This is a genomic window from Brachyspira pilosicoli P43/6/78 (assembly GCF_000325665.1).
GTDB lineage: Bacteria > Spirochaetota > Brachyspiria > Brachyspirales > Brachyspiraceae > Brachyspira > Brachyspira pilosicoli.
The window spans coordinates 1,196,045-1,211,556 of record NC_019908.1 but is presented as its reverse complement, the minus strand read 5'-3'; the positions used below and the strand labels follow the sequence as shown (position 1 = coordinate 1,211,556).

General features: G+C 26.4%; 13 protein-coding genes. 3 read left to right on the top strand and 10 right to left on the bottom strand.

Features of this window, described 5'->3' with window-relative positions; genetic code table 11:
- Positions 1-38: 38 nt before the first annotated feature.
- The gene (locus tag BPP43_RS05390) at positions 39-620 is read right to left on the bottom strand and encodes a hypothetical protein (RefSeq protein WP_015274393.1); all 582 of its coding nucleotides are present in this window, start codon (positions 618-620) and stop codon (positions 39-41) included.
- A gap of 165 nt (positions 621-785) precedes the next feature.
- On the opposite strand from BPP43_RS05390, the gene BPP43_RS05385 reads away from it, so the two are divergent.
- Positions 786-1,760 carry an aldo/keto reductase gene (locus tag BPP43_RS05385; RefSeq protein WP_015274392.1) on the top strand — a complete coding sequence of 325 codons (975 nt, stop codon included), beginning with the start codon at positions 786-788 and terminating at the stop codon, positions 1,758-1,760.
- A 103-nt stretch (positions 1,761-1,863) separates the two neighbouring features.
- Here the strand turns inward: BPP43_RS05385 and flcA are convergent, their stop codons facing one another.
- The 4 genes from flcA to BPP43_RS05365 all read right to left on the bottom strand — a co-directional run bounded on the left by flcA (position 1,864) and on the right by BPP43_RS05365 (position 6,616).
- Positions 1,864-5,343 carry a periplasmic flagellar collar protein FlcA gene (gene flcA / locus BPP43_RS05380; RefSeq protein ID WP_015274391.1) on the bottom strand — a complete coding sequence of 1,160 codons (3,480 nt, stop codon included), beginning with the start codon at positions 5,341-5,343 and terminating at the stop codon, positions 1,864-1,866.
- 100 nt (positions 5,344-5,443) lie between these two features.
- Complete coding sequence (locus BPP43_RS05375; RefSeq protein WP_252832421.1) at positions 5,444-5,782, bottom strand: F0F1 ATP synthase subunit delta/epsilon; 339 nt, start codon at positions 5,780-5,782, stop codon at positions 5,444-5,446.
- 97 nt (positions 5,783-5,879) lie between these two features.
- Positions 5,880-6,188: a hypothetical protein gene (locus BPP43_RS05370; RefSeq protein WP_013244811.1), complete on the bottom strand. Its 309-nt coding sequence runs from the start codon at positions 6,186-6,188 to the stop codon at positions 5,880-5,882.
- A gap of 17 nt (positions 6,189-6,205) precedes the next feature.
- Positions 6,206-6,616: an acyl-CoA thioesterase gene (locus BPP43_RS05365; RefSeq protein ID WP_013244812.1), complete on the bottom strand. Its 411-nt coding sequence runs from the start codon at positions 6,614-6,616 to the stop codon at positions 6,206-6,208.
- A 178-nt stretch (positions 6,617-6,794) separates the two neighbouring features.
- Here BPP43_RS05365 and BPP43_RS05360 point away from each other — a divergent pair, with 178 nt between their 5' ends.
- Both BPP43_RS05360 and BPP43_RS05355 read left to right on the top strand, forming a co-directional pair.
- Positions 6,795-7,538, top strand: coding sequence for a PilZ domain-containing protein (locus BPP43_RS05360; RefSeq protein WP_013244813.1), 744 nt, complete (start codon positions 6,795-6,797; stop codon positions 7,536-7,538).
- A gap of 11 nt (positions 7,539-7,549) precedes the next feature.
- The gene (locus tag BPP43_RS05355) at positions 7,550-8,131 is read left to right on the top strand and encodes a 5-formyltetrahydrofolate cyclo-ligase (RefSeq protein ID WP_013244814.1); all 582 of its coding nucleotides are present in this window, start codon (positions 7,550-7,552) and stop codon (positions 8,129-8,131) included.
- Here the strand turns inward: BPP43_RS05355 and BPP43_RS05350 are convergent.
- The 5 genes from BPP43_RS05350 to BPP43_RS05330 form a co-directional block, all read right to left on the bottom strand.
- Complete coding sequence (locus tag BPP43_RS05350; protein WP_014932661.1) at positions 8,128-8,637, bottom strand: chemotaxis protein CheW; 510 nt, start codon at positions 8,635-8,637, stop codon at positions 8,128-8,130. The genes BPP43_RS05355 and BPP43_RS05350 overlap by 4 nt on opposite strands.
- 366 nt (positions 8,638-9,003) lie before the next feature.
- Complete coding sequence (locus tag BPP43_RS05345) at positions 9,004-9,657, bottom strand: DUF4405 domain-containing protein (protein ID WP_015274388.1); 654 nt, start codon at positions 9,655-9,657, stop codon at positions 9,004-9,006.
- Between the two features lie 539 nt (positions 9,658-10,196).
- Positions 10,197-12,473: a heavy metal translocating P-type ATPase gene (locus BPP43_RS05340; RefSeq protein ID WP_015274387.1), complete on the bottom strand. Its 2,277-nt coding sequence runs from the start codon at positions 12,471-12,473 to the stop codon at positions 10,197-10,199.
- Between the two features lie 188 nt (positions 12,474-12,661).
- Positions 12,662-13,240, bottom strand: a complete 579-nt coding sequence (locus BPP43_RS05335; RefSeq protein ID WP_015274386.1) for a hypothetical protein — start codon at positions 13,238-13,240, stop codon at positions 12,662-12,664.
- A 261-nt stretch (positions 13,241-13,501) separates the two neighbouring features.
- Positions 13,502-15,463 (bottom strand): methyl-accepting chemotaxis protein, encoded by a 1,962-nt coding sequence (locus BPP43_RS05330; protein WP_015274385.1) that lies wholly within the window; start codon positions 15,461-15,463, stop codon positions 13,502-13,504.
- Positions 15,464-15,512 lie beyond the last annotated feature (49 nt).

Genomic DNA, 15,512 nt, shown 5'->3' with positions numbered 1-15,512 from the left:
ATAAAACTCTATTTTTTTTATTTTAAAAAATTAATTAATTAATAATATCTAAGCGATATGCTTCCTCTTTTTATTGTAATAGTTACTGTAGAATTGCTTAATTTTAATTCTATCTCATTGTTTCTCTTTTTATCTTCCCCTATAGTCCAAGCTCTATTTTGCGGTTCAAACAATCCTACCTTTGTATTTCCAAATCTATTTTGTTCTCCTAAAAATATTTGAACATCATAATATTTTATTACTATTCCGTCAATTCCTTTTATAGTTTCTTCTGTAATTTTTAAAGGTGCTACTAATGATGAGTTTTTGATTTCATCTTCTGTCATATCTTCTATATTATCAGCACTTAATACATAATATTTTTTGCCGTTTATATATAGAGATTGTATTTCAGAATCTTCACCATATTTTAGAGTTTTATCTTTTGAATCATCTTCTTTTAATGGTTCTTCTTTAATGTTATTATTTTCTTTTGTTTCAGATTTATCATTATTTTCGTTGTTATTAATTTCTGTTTTATTATTATTATCTTTTATATTGTTACTTTCTTTGGCAGTTTCTAGAGTTCTGCATCCAACAGTACATAAAATAATAATAAAAGTTATCATCTTTTTGAACATTGATTCTAAACCTCCAAATTATTATATATATAAATCAAAAATAATAACTATTGTAAAAAAATAATATATATATTTTCGGTAAAATATCAAAAATGTATATAATTATTTAAATTTACAATTTTTTAAAAATATATTAAAATATTAATATAGAGGGGTTATTAAATTATGAATAGATATGATAATATGATTTTTAATAGGTGCGGTAAAAGCGGTTTAAAATTACCTATAATATCTCTTGGTTTATGGCACAATTTTGGTGAGAATTGTGATTATAACAATATGAAAGATATTATAAATACTGCTTTTGATAATGGTATAACACATTTTGATTTGGCTAATAATTATGGTCCTCCATATGGTGCTGCTGAAATTAATATGGGTAAAATTTTAAATGACGGCTTTAATAAATATAGAGATGAAATTATCATAAGTACTAAAGCAGGCTATGATATGTGGGACGGACCTTATGGAAATTGGGGAAGTAAAAAATATTTAATAGCTAGTATAAATCAAAGCTTAAAAAGATTAAACCTTGAATATGTTGATATATTTTATCATCATAGAATGGACAGTGAAACTCCTCTTGAAGAGACTATGGAGGCATTAACTAGAATAGTAAAGAGCGGTAAAGCCTTGTACGTTGGTCTTTCTAATTATGACGGAGCTACTATGGAGAGAGCTTCTAAAATATTAACTTATGCTAATGTGCCTTTTATAATCAATCAAAATAGATATTCTATATTTGACAGAACAATAGAAAGTAATGGGCTAAAATTAAAAGCAAAAAAATTGTCAAAAGGAATAATAGCTTATAGTCCTCTTGCTCAGGGACTTCTTACAGATAAATATATTGACGGCATACCTAATGATAGCAGAATAGCAGTAGATGGAAGATATTTAAAAAAAGATGCAATTACGAGAGATAGATTAAGACAGATAAAAGAGCTTAATGACTTAGCTAAAGAGAGGGGAGAGACTTTAGCACAAATGGCTTTGAGATGGGTATTAAAAGACGAAGAGATTACAAGTGTTTTAATAGGAGCTTCTAAACCTAGCCAAATAATGGAAAATCTTAAAATAATTAATAAAAATAATTTAACAGATTTAGAGCTTAAAAAAATTGATGATATAACTTTATAAGTAGGGTAGAGATAATATAATTGAAATAGCTAAATAAAAATATTATATAATAAAAGCCTATGATACAAAAAATATATCATAGGCTTTATTATTTAATAGATTTTTACTTCAAATTAAACATAGTCTTTGGTATATAATCATCTATAATAACGCTATTTTTTAAGTTTCTTTTGCTTTGTATAGCCATCATATTATATTTTGAAGCACCAATATTTTGATTGTCTATATTAACAGTTCTTTTTTCAGCCATATCCAAATCTATATTAGATGTTCTTAATTGGTCAAAATATTCACTAGCAACAACAAAATTCTTAAATGCCATCTGTTCATTTTCTATTTTGTTGCTTACAACAGAATTATAAGCATAAGATACACCTATGTTGTTATGTAAACTAGCTAAATAGCTAATAAACATAAAGTCTTTTTCTGTACGCATTTCAAATTTGTCTCTTCTGCTTTCTAATGCCTTATTCAAAGCGTTTCTATAAAAACCATTAGCCAAATTAGCTCTATCCAAATGAAGAAGAGAATTACCTAAAGCATATGATACAATGCTGTTATCAGGATTTTTGTAGAATAAATCATTAAATCCTTGAAAAGCTAAATCATATTCTCCATCTAAATAATATAACCAAGATAAATTATAAAGTAATTGGTCGCTTCTCAAATCTGGAGCTAAATTATCATAAGCTATCTTATAATGTTCTTTTGCTTTTTTATAATCATTATCTTGATAAAAATACAAATTAGCTAAATTAAAATTAGCATCTGGATACAAGCTATTTTTTTCTAATGCTAATTTGAAATTATTAATAGCACTTCCATATTCTTTTAAATTATAATATATTTGTCCAAGCATATTGTATACATATTCCTCTCCAACATTATAAGGATTAGAAGTGTATAGAGGAAGAGCTGAATTTATTAATATCTCTTTAGCTCTGTCATAATGCTTTAATCTAGCTTCATAATCTGCATATCCAACAATAGATTCTAAATTGTTTGTATATTTTGCTAATAATTTTTCAAACAATTTTCTAGCACCATAGAAATCATCTTTATCTAATAAATATTTTGCTAATTTAGGATAAACATCATCATCTATATATCCGTTTTTTAATCTATTTATATGATTTTGCAAATCTTTAACATCTTGATAATTATCTTGATATATTTTTATAAGCATTACTCTCTTTCTTGGTATAACATTATCTCCAAATTTGTTTATCATTTCTCTGTAGTTTTCATAAGCATTGTTATAATAATTAGGTTCTACTAGAGTTTTAGCTCTGCTTATCATAAGAACACCAAGATCATCGTATATTCTCTTTAAGTCTTTTTCTTTATCAGTATATGTCATTAAATTATTATACAACTCTTCACCGCTGTTATAATCTTCTTCTGATAATTCTTTTTCACCTTTATTTCTGTAGTAATATCCAAATAAAAGTCTAGTATCAATATTTCTAGGTTTTATATCTACAGAAGTTTCTAATTTTTTTAGTGCATAATCAAAAGCAGACCTATCTATATATTCTTTTGCGTATTTGTTGTACCATTTAATTTTTTTAGGAGTTAATCTGTCTCCCTTAGCAAAATTTCTTTCTGCTTCATCAAATTGACTGTTATATATATTTTCTAAACCCATTTTGAAATATCTATTAGCTAAAACAGGCTTATATATAAATTGATATGAAAATAATACTACGCCAACAAATAATACTAAAAATATTGCGGCAATCCTTATTATTTTAGCATATTCTTTTAATGAGCTAGGAATAGGTATAATATCTAATAATCCGCCTCTAGAATCTGAAATACTTAAACCTAATTCATTATTTATAAAATCTGTTATATATTCATTAGACTCGCCTTTCTCTAAAGCTTTTAATAATTTTTGCATAGAGTTTTTGGAGAGTTTTTCATTTAATATCGCATCTAAAACATGATATCTAGTAATAGGAGATAATCTTTTGATGTTGTCTATAACTTCATCATCATTTATGTCTTTGTCAACATCTTCGTATTTTGATTCTCCTAAACTATCAGCAGAATCCGGAGAAGGTAATGTGTTTTCTTCTTCGATTATTCTTACATTACCAGCAACATTTTCAACCATCAAATTATCGTTATTTGATTCTAAGCTATTATTGTCTATGTTGTTTTCTAATTCGTCTGCATCTTGAGTTTTTATATTATCATCTAATGCAGTTTCTAAATTATTATTACTCTCTTCTTTAGTGTTATCATCTAATATACTATCTAAATCGTCTAAATTATCAGTATCTTCTTGTTTAGGTTCTTCTTTTTCATTAGTATCATCATCTAATATACTATCTAAGTCGTCTAAATTATCAGTATCTTCTTGTTTAGGTTCTTCTTTTTCACTAGTATCATCATCTAATATACTTTCTAAGTCGTCTAAATTATCAGTGTCTTCTTGTTTAGGTTCTTCTTTTTCACTAGTATCATCGTCTAATATACTTTCTAAGTCGTCTAAATTATCAGTGTCTTCTTGTTTAGGCTCTTCTTTTTCACTAGTATCGTCGTCTAATATACTTTCTAAGTAATCTAAATTATCAGTGTCTTCTTGTTTAGATTCTTCTTTTTCATTAGTGTCATCGTCTAATATGCTTTCTAAGTTATCCAAATCATCTAAATTACTATCATTATTAATAATTTCTTCTTCTAATGTATCATCTAAATCATCTGGTAAATTATCTGCTAAATTGTCAATATCATCTGTTATTGTTTCTTCTATACTATCATTACTGTCATTACTATAATCATCTAAACTTTCAGGTAAAGGTAAATCATCTAATATAGGTAAATCAGGAATATTGTTATTTAATTTACTATTGTAAGAATCATTAATTTCAGAATTAAGCTTGTTTTCTAATTCTTTATCTTTAGGTAAATCTAAATTAGTTAAATCTGTATCATTATCTAATTTTTTATTATCATTTTTTATATCATCTAAATCATCAGGCAATCCCAAGTCATCAGGCAAGCCTAAATCATCATCAATGCTATCTGGTAAATCTAAATTATCTAACTCTATCTTTTCATCATTATCATCTAAATTATCAGTTACACCTAAATCATCAGGCAATCCCAAGTCATCAGGTAAGCCTAAATCATCATTAATGCTGTCAGGTAAATTATCTAATTCAGTATTATTATTGTCTAAATTATCAGCTGTATTCAACTCTTCAGGCAACCCCAAATCATCAGGTAAACCTAAATCATCATTAGTGCTGTCAGGCAAATTATCTAATTCAGTATTATTATTATTGTCTAAATTATCAGCTGTATCCAATTCTTCAGGCAACCCTAAATCGTCAGATAAACCTAAATTGTCATTAGTATTATCATCAGGCAAATCTAGGTTATCTAAATTATCTAAATCATCTATAGACGGTACATCATCATCGTTATTTGGTGTAGAATTCGCCATATATTCGTCTGTAAATACTGACTTAAAATTGTTATAGTCTTCTTGTGATAATTCTTTTGGTAAGTTTTTGTTTCCTATTATAAAAGCTAAACTTCCTAATCTTTCTAAATCTTCGATTTTTGGCATATTCAATATCTATAAACTGTATTCACATATTGATTATAGTAAAATATAAAAAATATGTCAACTTCATTATCGGTTAATAAATAAAATTCAATAGAATATTTTATTTATTAACTTTATTAACTATTTCAATTTGTTTTTTACATTTATCTATTTCAATATTGTTTCTTCTCTTCTCTTCAATATTAATAGTCATCTGTTTGCTTAATTTTTCTATCTTCTCATTTAATATTGAAACATCAATGTCTTTTGGATATATAGCTTTTTCCACCAAAACACCAATAACATTTTGTGTTACTTCAGCAATACCGCCTTCTACATATAAATTGATTAATTTGTTCTCTTCATCATATATTCTAAGTTCTCCATAGGATATACTTACTATATATGGACAATGGTCTGTATATATGGAAACATACCCATTTACAGAAGGCAGTTCTATATGTTCTATTTTTATAGACCTTAAAATAGGTCCTTCTTTAGTTATTACCGAACATACTAATGTTTTTTATTATTTTTTGTAGCCATAATTCTAAACTCTAAATTATTTTTTTATATTTTAAAACAATAATAAAAAATATCAATGATAGTATAAACAAAATAAAAAATATAAAAGATACTATAAGTAGAAATTTTATAACAATTTTTAATGAATTAATCTCTTTGCTGAAATAATCTATATATCCATTCATTTTGGCATCAACTCTTTCAAGCATAAGTTTTTCAGTTTCATCTAGCCTTTTATACATATTTTTGGCTTTATTTTCTAAGCTAGTTCCTTTTATAATATCGCCGACCATATTGGCAGAAGATAAAACAGTAAGTACTATATTAATCCATTTCATCATATTTTTTATTATCCTTTTTATTTTCCTTTAGCCATTATATTATATAAATAATCATCAGGTTTAACTATATCTCCGTTTTTGTTTATGAAAGGATGAAGTGTGTAGCCAGTAGTGTGTAGTATATCAGGGTTATTTTTATTTCTAATTTCATATTTTAGTTTTAATGAAACGTTTTTTAATTTATCTACAGATGTATGAACAACTATTAAATCATCATATTTTATTGATATTTTATAATCTACAAAAACTTCTTTTACAGGCAAATATATTCCATAAGCTTCCATTTCTTTATATGAAATTCCTAATTCTCTTAAAAGCTCTGTTCTTCCTATTTCAAAAAACTTAAGATAATTAGCATGATAAACTATTCCCATTTGGTCGGTATCAGCATATATGATTCTTATTTCAGTTTTGTTAATATGCGGCATATTTTGTTGTATTCTCCTTAAAAAATAGTATTTATAGAGTATATAAAATTATTATAACATAATTATAAAAAATTATAATAGTCATTTATTTGAAATAGAAAAAATATTTTACTATAATAGTATTGTATAATTATTTAAATATGTTATAGTTAATTTAATTGTATATAAGGAGCAAGGAATGGATAAAGTAAAGGCTGTATTAATAGAAAGCGACTCTAATATTGTAGATAAATATAAAAATGGGCTTTCAGAATCTTTTGATATAAGCACTTTTAAAGATACTCATTCATCTATGTCATATATTATCAAAAATAATATAGATATTTATTTTTATATGATTAGATATAATGAAAAAGATGAAAATAGTATTAGTTTTTTTGCTGATAAAATCAAAGATATTAATCCGCAAATAAAATTAGTTATTATAGAAGCGGAAGATGATTTTGATAATAATAAATATCCTTATGCTATAATTTTTAATAAGAAATCTGAAATGAGCCATGTTAATAATGTTCTTTTGCAGCATGTTAATAATAATGATAGTTCTCAGAGAAGACAATATTCTAGAGTAAATTGGCCTTTAAATGTTATTGTGTCATATAAAGATAAAATGCGCGGCACTATGGAGAGAAATATTCTGTCTATTAGCGGTAATGGTGCTTATATTCGTTCTGATATTAATATTCCAAATAAGGGTGATATGTTAGGTCTTACTATTTCTTTTAAGGATTTTAAATTATTCACTGAAGCTAAAGTTGTTTTCATTAATAACGGCACAGAAAGACCAAATTTCCCTAAAGGTTTTGCTGTACAATTTATTGATATAGGTGTTGCTTCTCAAAAGATTATTGACCAGATTATAAGAGATAAATTATTACAAGAAATATTGATAGAATATGAAGATGAAAACTTCTCATCATAATAAAAATTAAAGTGCTTATAAAAGAAGAGAAACAAATTTTAAGAAAATCATTAAAGCTTATACGAAGTAAGTTAGACAGCAGTTTTATAGAGAGTAGGGCTTTAGCTATTACAAATAAATTTTTTAATATAGTAGATATAAATAAATTTAGAGAAGTTTGTTTGTATATAAGTTTTGCTAATGAAGTTCCTACCAAAAATATCATTGAAAAACTATTAAATAAAAATATTAAAGTATCTGCTCCATATATAATAGATGACCATAATATGACATTAAAATATATAGAAGATTATAGCAAGGATATTAATTTTAATACAAAGTTTGGTAATGGTGAGCCATTTGCACATTGTAAAGATTGTAATGTAGAAAATGTAACAATGTTTATAATACCAGCTTTAGCTTTTGATGAAAATTGCAACAGACTAGGCTTTGGAAGAGGGTATTATGATAATATTCTAAAAGAGAATAAAAATGCTTTAAGAATAGGGCTTTCGTATGATTATCAAATACTTCCAATATTACCTAAAGATGATAATGATGAAATATTAGATATTATAATAAGTGAAAATAAAGTAATAACAGCAATATTTTAAGCTTCTATATTTTCTTCAGTCTCATCATCATCGCCGACTATTAATTTTTCCAAGTCAAGAACAACCAATAGTTTGTCTTCTAGTTTAGCAACACCTTTAATGTATTTTTGACCTATTCCTGACAACATAGGAGGAGGAGGCTGTATGTTAGAAGTGGCAATAGATACTACCTTAGAAATAGCATCTATAATAATACCCATATCTACATCATCTATTTTTACTATAATAATACCAGTATTTTTTTCACCGTCATTTTCTTCTAAATTAAATCTTTTTTTAAGATCAACTATTGGAATAATATTTCCCCTAAGGTTAATAACTCCCTCAACATAATCTGGGGCATTAGGTATTAATGTAATTTTTTCCATTTTAATAATTTCTTTAGCCTGCATAATGTCTATAGCATATTCATTATGACCCAATCTAAAAGTAACTAGGTTAATACTATTTTCTACATCAACCTTATTTTCGTTATTTTCAATAGGTTGTTGTTCTATTTCAGCCATATATAATGCCTCCATATATTTTTGCAGTTATTAGATTATCGGAAATATATTTGCAAAATTAATAAATATTGTTTTAATCATTAGTGGCATATTTTATTATGTTTTTATTAAAAAGTCAATAAAATATGTTTTGATGATATTGTAGTATGTATTATTAAAAGCTATATGTATTTATGAATATAATAATACCATAGAGATAAAATTTTATCACTATGGTACGGAGTAGTATGATTTATTTGGTTTTTTAAAAAAAGTAAATCTCTAAATATGTATATTTTTATAATTAACTATTTTTAAAAATCATTCTATTTTTTATATAAGCTATTAAATTATTTATAAACCCATTTAACACAATTTTATAATCTTTTATTGATTAACCTTATTTAATTTAGTGCTTAATCTGCATAAATAATAAGTAATAAATATAAATAGCCCCATTATAGCAATATGGTCCATAAAGAAAAATGCAGCAGGCTCATCATAATTATTAAGCTTTGTAATTAAAAATATTACATTGTGTAAATCTCTTTTTATGAATGAAACTATTCCATATATAGCTATTAATAAAGCGATTGTTATGCATATTGGTTTTTTTATATTTATAAATTTTTTACTCATATTTATAAATATACCCCAATGCATTCCTAAATGTGCTGACATGAATATAAATCCCCAGTAGCTGCAAATTACATGTAGTTTTTTATTAATTACTTTGATGCTGCTAAGATTAAAAAATTCTACTAAATCTTTATTAAATAATATACCAGTTATAATTAATCCAAGCATACATATAAAAAGCATAACATTTATAAATGTATTAAATGTTCTAGTTAAATTATATTTTCCTTTAAATAGATTTTTGCACCAATTAAAGTTTAGTATATGATGAACTATAAAGAATGCAAAAATTAAAAAACCTAAATATTCATGTATTGTACGGCCTGTTAGATTATATGCTAATAAAATGAAAAAGAGAATGGTCATTATTATATCTATAAATATTTTTATTATATTTTTCATCTATAATTTACCTCCTGTTACAAAATTAGTTAATTTGTAAGTTACAAAGTAATTTTTTATTGAGATAATATAGCATGCTATTTACTTTATTAGACGAATTGAATGATTAAAAGTTTCTTATAATTTGTTTTTTTAATAAATTTTGTATAAAAAATTATGATTGTTGTATTAATTTATGATGAATATATTTTATTTATTTTGATATAGATAAAAAATAAATTTCATTTACATGCCCGCCCTTTTATGTTTGATGCTTAATTTAGAATTATTATTTTAATTTATTTTACTGCTAAATGATAAATTATAGCACCCGCCCCAATATTAATTAAATTTGCATATCTATTAACGCACGGTAAATAAAATTTTATTTTTTATAAAAATTTGAATAATAATTTATTATTATTTATTAATTTCACACTGCGTGCGTTGAACAATATAAAAAATATAAAAAAAATAATCCATGTAAATTATCAAATTAAATTCACATGGATTAATGGAGTAAAGTATGAATAAAAAACTAAGTATATTAAAAAATAAAGTTATTTACTAGGTTTAAAAAAGTTTAATCTCAAAGCATTAGTAACAACAGAAACAGAACTTAAACTCATAGCAAGAGCAGCAAATATAGGATTTAAAAGCAAATCCTTACCCATAATAGCAGTTAAAAATCCTCCTATAGAAGAAGCTATTAAAGGCTCTCTAAATACATGCAAAACTCCTGCAGCAATTGGTATTCCTATTACGTTGTAGCAAAAAGCCCAGAATAAATTTTGTTTTATATCTCTCATAGTAGCTTTGCTTAATTCTATGGCAGTAACAACATCATTAGTATTTGATTTTACCAATACTATATCAGCACTTTCAATAGCAACATCAGTACCGCTTCCAATAGCAATACCAACATTGGCCTGAGTGAGGGCAGGGGCATCATTTATACCGTCACCTACCATAGCAACAGTAAAACCTTGTTCCTGAAGTTTTTTTACTTCATTAGATTTCTCTTCTGGAAGAACTTCGGCAAATACAATGTCAATACCAGCTTCTTTTGCTACAGAATTAGCTGTGTTTTTATTATCTCCTGTAATCATTGCAGTTTTTATTCCAAGTTTATGAAGTCTGTTTATTGCCTCAATGCTTTCTTTTTTTAATTTATCAGCAACTGCTATTATTCCTAAAAGTTTATTATCATAGGCAACATACATAGGAGTTTTACCTTCTTTTGAAAGTTTATCCATATATGAATTGTAATTTTCTATATTGATATTTTCTTTATTTATTAGTTTATCATTGCCCATTAAAACTTTTTTATTATCAATATATGTTTCTATACCAAAACCTGATATAGCTTTGAAATTTTCTATACTAAGAAGTTTTATATTTTTTTCTTTAGCTTCTCGCACTATTGCCTCACCTAAAGGGTGTTCGCTTCCATTTTCAGCACTTGCCGCTATTAAAAGAAGTTTATCTTTATCATCAGAAATAATATCTGTAACATAAGGTTTGCCTTCTGTAAGAGTACCTGTTTTGTCAAACATTACAGCATTTATTTTTTGAGATACCTCTAAAGCCTCAGCATTTTTAAAAAGTATTCCAAGTTCAGCACCTTTTCCAGTACCAACCATTATTGCAGTAGGTGTAGCAAGCCCCAAAGCACAAGGACAAGCTATAACAAGTACAGATACAAATACTGTTAAAGAGAATACAAAATTGTGAAGAGCTATAAACCAAATTATACCGGATATCAAAGCTATAGTTATTACAGCAGGTACAAAGTATGAAGAAACAACATCGGCAATATGTGCTATTGGAGCTTTTGAACCCTGAGCATCTTCTACAAGTTTTATAATCTGAGCTAATGCAGTATCAGCTCCTACTTTTTGAGCTTTGAATTTGAAACTTCCTGTTTTATTTATAGAAGCACCAACCACTTTATCACCAACGCTTTTTTCAACTGGTATACTCTCACCTGTAAGCATTGATTCATCAACACTGCTGTATCCTTCTATTATTTCTCCGTCAACAGGAATCTTCTCTCCAGGACGAACTAATACTATATCATCAACTTTTACATCTGAAATTTTTATCTCTTTTTCTTCTCCATTTTGGATTATAGTAGCAGTTTTAGGCTGAAGCCCCATAAGTTTTTTTATTGCTTCTCCAGTTTTTCCTTTGCTTCTAGCCTCTAAATATTTACCAAACTGTACTAATGTGATTATAACAGCAGCTGATTCATAATAAAGATTATCTCCATGAGGATTAAGTCCCATAAATGATAAAACAGTAGAGTAAATACTATAACTAAATGCAGCAGTTGTTCCTATTGCTACAAGTGAATCCATATTAGGCGAACCTCTAAAAAGTGCAGGAAAACCTAATGTGTAAAATTTATAACCTGATATCATAACAGGTACACATAAAAATATTGCTACTATAGAAAAAACTTGCGGATTAATGTGATGCACCAAAAAACTAGGTATTGGAAACTTAACAAAACTTACCATTGGTGCCATCGATATATAAAACAAAGGTATAGAAAATATTGCTGATACTATAAGTCTTATTTTCTGCTCTTTTATCTCTCTTGCTTTTACAACAGCAGGGTCTTCCTCTTTACCTAAAACCTGATACCCAGCTTTTACTACAACATTAACTATATCATCATACTTAAGCTTTTTTTCATCATAGTTAAATACAGCTTTTTCAGTAGCTATATTAACATTGGCCTCTTCAATGCCGTCAGTTTTTTTTAATGCTCTCTCTACTGCTCTTGAACAAGCAGCACAGTGCATTCCGCCTATTTTTAAAGTCATTTTCATATATATAAACCCCTATATAAAACGTAATTAATTTTACTATCTTTTATAAAATGTTACAATAGTCTAACAATATAATTATAATATATTTTTAATAAAATTCAAGTAGGGTATAGGGGTATATATAAAATAAATTAAAAAGAGACTCTATAATAAATATAAAGCCTCTTTTTAATTATTTATTAATAAAATTAATTATTTTTAAATTCTGGTAAACTATCTGCATCAAAATGATATGAGTAGTGAGCATCTCTTATACTTAATCTAAGATATGCAGTATTATCATCATTAATTTTTAAATATAAATTATATGTAGCATCATTATAATATTCAGTAGATTTATATTCTTTTTCAGATGGCCTTTCTATTGTATCAAAAAAGAAAGTTGCCCCAGAAGATACAACTATATAATCTTCATATATTTCAACATATATATTTTCATCTGATGCCTTAGTTACAACAGCATCATCTAATGTTTTTACATAATATTGAGCAACACCTCTATACATATGTAAATAGTTATCTAGCGGAGGAAGAGGAGGCTTTTCTTCTGTATTATTTCCTGAATTATTGCCATTGTCTGTTGGGTTATTATTATCTGTATTTCCATTATTACCGGAACCGCTGCCATTGTCTGTTGGAGTTTCTACATTGCCTAATTCTGTTTTTTCTTTTACTCCTTGGCTATTGTTTGGATTAGTATTATTGTTTGAGCATGAAATTATAAGTGCTATTACAATTAATATTAGCAGAGGTATCTTATTGTTCATTTTTTATCCTTAATATGATTATATATTAAAAATATTATAGCATATTTTAAAAAAATCAATTTTGAACATTGTTTTTTAAATAAAATATTTTTAAAATTATTAATTTGAACGCACGTTAAGCTTATTTTTATATATTAATAAAATTATTATTTTAATAGAGCTAAGTTTTTATAATTTTTTTTACCGTGCGGTTAGACTTTTATATAATAAAAGGGCATGCTTATATTATAAACATACCCTTTTTTAATTTATTTTTATAAATTATTCTTCTTCTCTAAGTTTGAAATATTCAATAGAATCTATTAAATCTTTAGATTCATCTAATAGAGATTGTGAAGCAGCAGTAGCTTCTTCTACTAAAGCAGCATTTTTTTGTACAGAGCTATCCATTTCCATAATAGCTAAGTTTATTTGTTCTACGCCTCTTTTTTGTTCTTGTGAAGCATTATTTATTTTTTGCATAATATCTGCCGCTTTATCCATTTTCTCTTCTAACTCTATAAATATACTTTGAGATTCTTTTACACTTTCAGTAGCCAAAGTAACTTTATCATTACTATCATTAATAAGATTAGTAATATTTTTTACAGATTCTTGAGCATTCTGTGCTAAGTTTCTTACTTCACTAGCAACAACAGCAAATCCTCTTCCTTGCTCACCAGCACGTGCAGCCTCAACAGAAGCATTCAAAGCAAGTATATTTGTTTGGAAAGCTATATTTTCTATGAGTTTAGTTATATCCATGATTTTGCCGCTAGCTTCATTAACGTCATTCATTTTTATAACACTTTCTTTAACTATATTTCCAACTTTGTTAATATACTGTTTAGCCTCCATAACCATTTGAGAGCTTTTTAATACTCCATCAGCAGACTCATTTATATTGCTTGCTATTTCATTCATAGAAGAAGCAGTCTCTTCCAAGCTTGAAGCCTGCATTTCTGTTCTGCTTGCAAGGTCATTGTTACCGCTTAAAACTTCATTTGCCGCAGTAGATACATGGTCAGCAGAGTTTTTAACAGTATGTACTATTTTATTAAGATTATCTAAAGTAGTTTGTATACCGTTAGCTATAATTCCCCATTCATCTGTTAACGCTAAAAACTGTTTTGGAGGAGTCCAAGATATATCTCCATTTGATAGTTTAACCATATCTTGTGCTAATAGATAAATAACATTACTTACTTTTTTCTTTATTATAAGAGGTGTAATTAAAAATGCTACAATCATTATAATTAATGAAATAATGATTATTCTATTTCTTATATTATTGCTTTCTCTAAATATAACATTGTTTGGAACAAGTAGTTTTAATCCCCAATATTGTCCTGATGTAAGTTCCAATGGTACAAATGTATATGTAACATTCTTTTTTAATTTTTCACTATAAGCAGAGAAGTTTGTTGCTGTTCCTTTATTAATTACATCTAATACATTATATTGTTTATAATAATCATATGCTGCATATAATTTTTTAGTTACATTATTAGTATCTTGTGCATCATATAATATATTTCCGTCGCTATCAAATAAAGAAGCTTCTGCACCTTCAAAAGGCTGTATATTTGCTACTAAAGAATTAATAGAAGAAACTAATATATCTGTAGTTATAACCCCAATAACATTTCCATTATTTCTAATAGGTACACACCAGCTAAATATTTGCTCTTTTTTAGTTCCAAACAACAAATATTCATATATAGGTGTAATATAAGGTTTTCCTGTTGATAATGGTTTTGTTATATAATCTTCTGTTAATTCTTGAGATGTAAAACCTCTAGATTCTTTTTGATTTCCGCTTCTAGCAACATAATAGCTAAATTGACCATTTGCTGCAGAATATTTTGGGTCATTTATGTAATTTATGTCATCTCCTACATAATTTGGTAAGAATGTAATAGACATTCCGCATACATTTGGATTCATTTTATCCAAAAAGTTATTTATCATGTTTTCGTATACTGTTCTTGTTCTAGTACCATCATTATATAATGTTTCAACATCATATTGTAAACCTGTTGTATATAATAATTCCTCTCTCAAGAAAAATTGTAATATAGTAGCTTCACCTGTAGAACTTTGTTCAAGAACTTTATATGATAAATCTTTAGTGATAGTGCTTACAGATTTTACATTTATAGCGCCGGAAACAATAATCATCAGCAAAAATGGAATTAAGATAACGGCACTAATCTTTACCTGTAAATTTAATTTTTTAAACATACTTCTCTCCAATATATTTTACTAAAAAATACATATTTATATATTTTCG

Excerpts from the sequence above, each read along its gene's own strand:
- BPP43_RS05390 (WP_015274393.1), bottom strand. The coding sequence starts at position 620 with ATGTTCAAAAAGATGATAACTTTTATTATTATTTTATGTACTGTTGGA.
- BPP43_RS05385 (WP_015274392.1), top strand. The coding sequence starts at position 786 with ATGAATAGATATGATAATATGATTTTTAATAGGTGCGGTAAAAGCGGT.
- flcA (WP_015274391.1), bottom strand. The coding sequence starts at position 5,343 with ATGCCAAAAATCGAAGATTTAGAAAGATTAGGAAGTTTAGCTTTTATA.
- BPP43_RS05370 (WP_013244811.1), bottom strand. The coding sequence starts at position 6,188 with ATGATGAAATGGATTAATATAGTACTTACTGTTTTATCTTCTGCCAAT.
- BPP43_RS05365 (WP_013244812.1), bottom strand. The coding sequence starts at position 6,616 with ATGCCGCATATTAACAAAACTGAAATAAGAATCATATATGCTGATACC.
- BPP43_RS05360 (WP_013244813.1), top strand. The coding sequence starts at position 6,795 with ATGGATAAAGTAAAGGCTGTATTAATAGAAAGCGACTCTAATATTGTA.
- BPP43_RS05350 (WP_014932661.1), bottom strand. The coding sequence starts at position 8,637 with ATGGCTGAAATAGAACAACAACCTATTGAAAATAACGAAAATAAGGTT.
- BPP43_RS05345 (WP_015274388.1), bottom strand. The coding sequence starts at position 9,657 with ATGAAAAATATAATAAAAATATTTATAGATATAATAATGACCATTCTC.
- BPP43_RS05340 (WP_015274387.1), bottom strand. The coding sequence starts at position 12,473 with ATGAAAATGACTTTAAAAATAGGCGGAATGCACTGTGCTGCTTGTTCA.
- BPP43_RS05335 (WP_015274386.1), bottom strand. The coding sequence starts at position 13,240 with ATGAACAATAAGATACCTCTGCTAATATTAATTGTAATAGCACTTATA.
- BPP43_RS05330 (WP_015274385.1), bottom strand. The coding sequence starts at position 15,463 with ATGTTTAAAAAATTAAATTTACAGGTAAAGATTAGTGCCGTTATCTTA.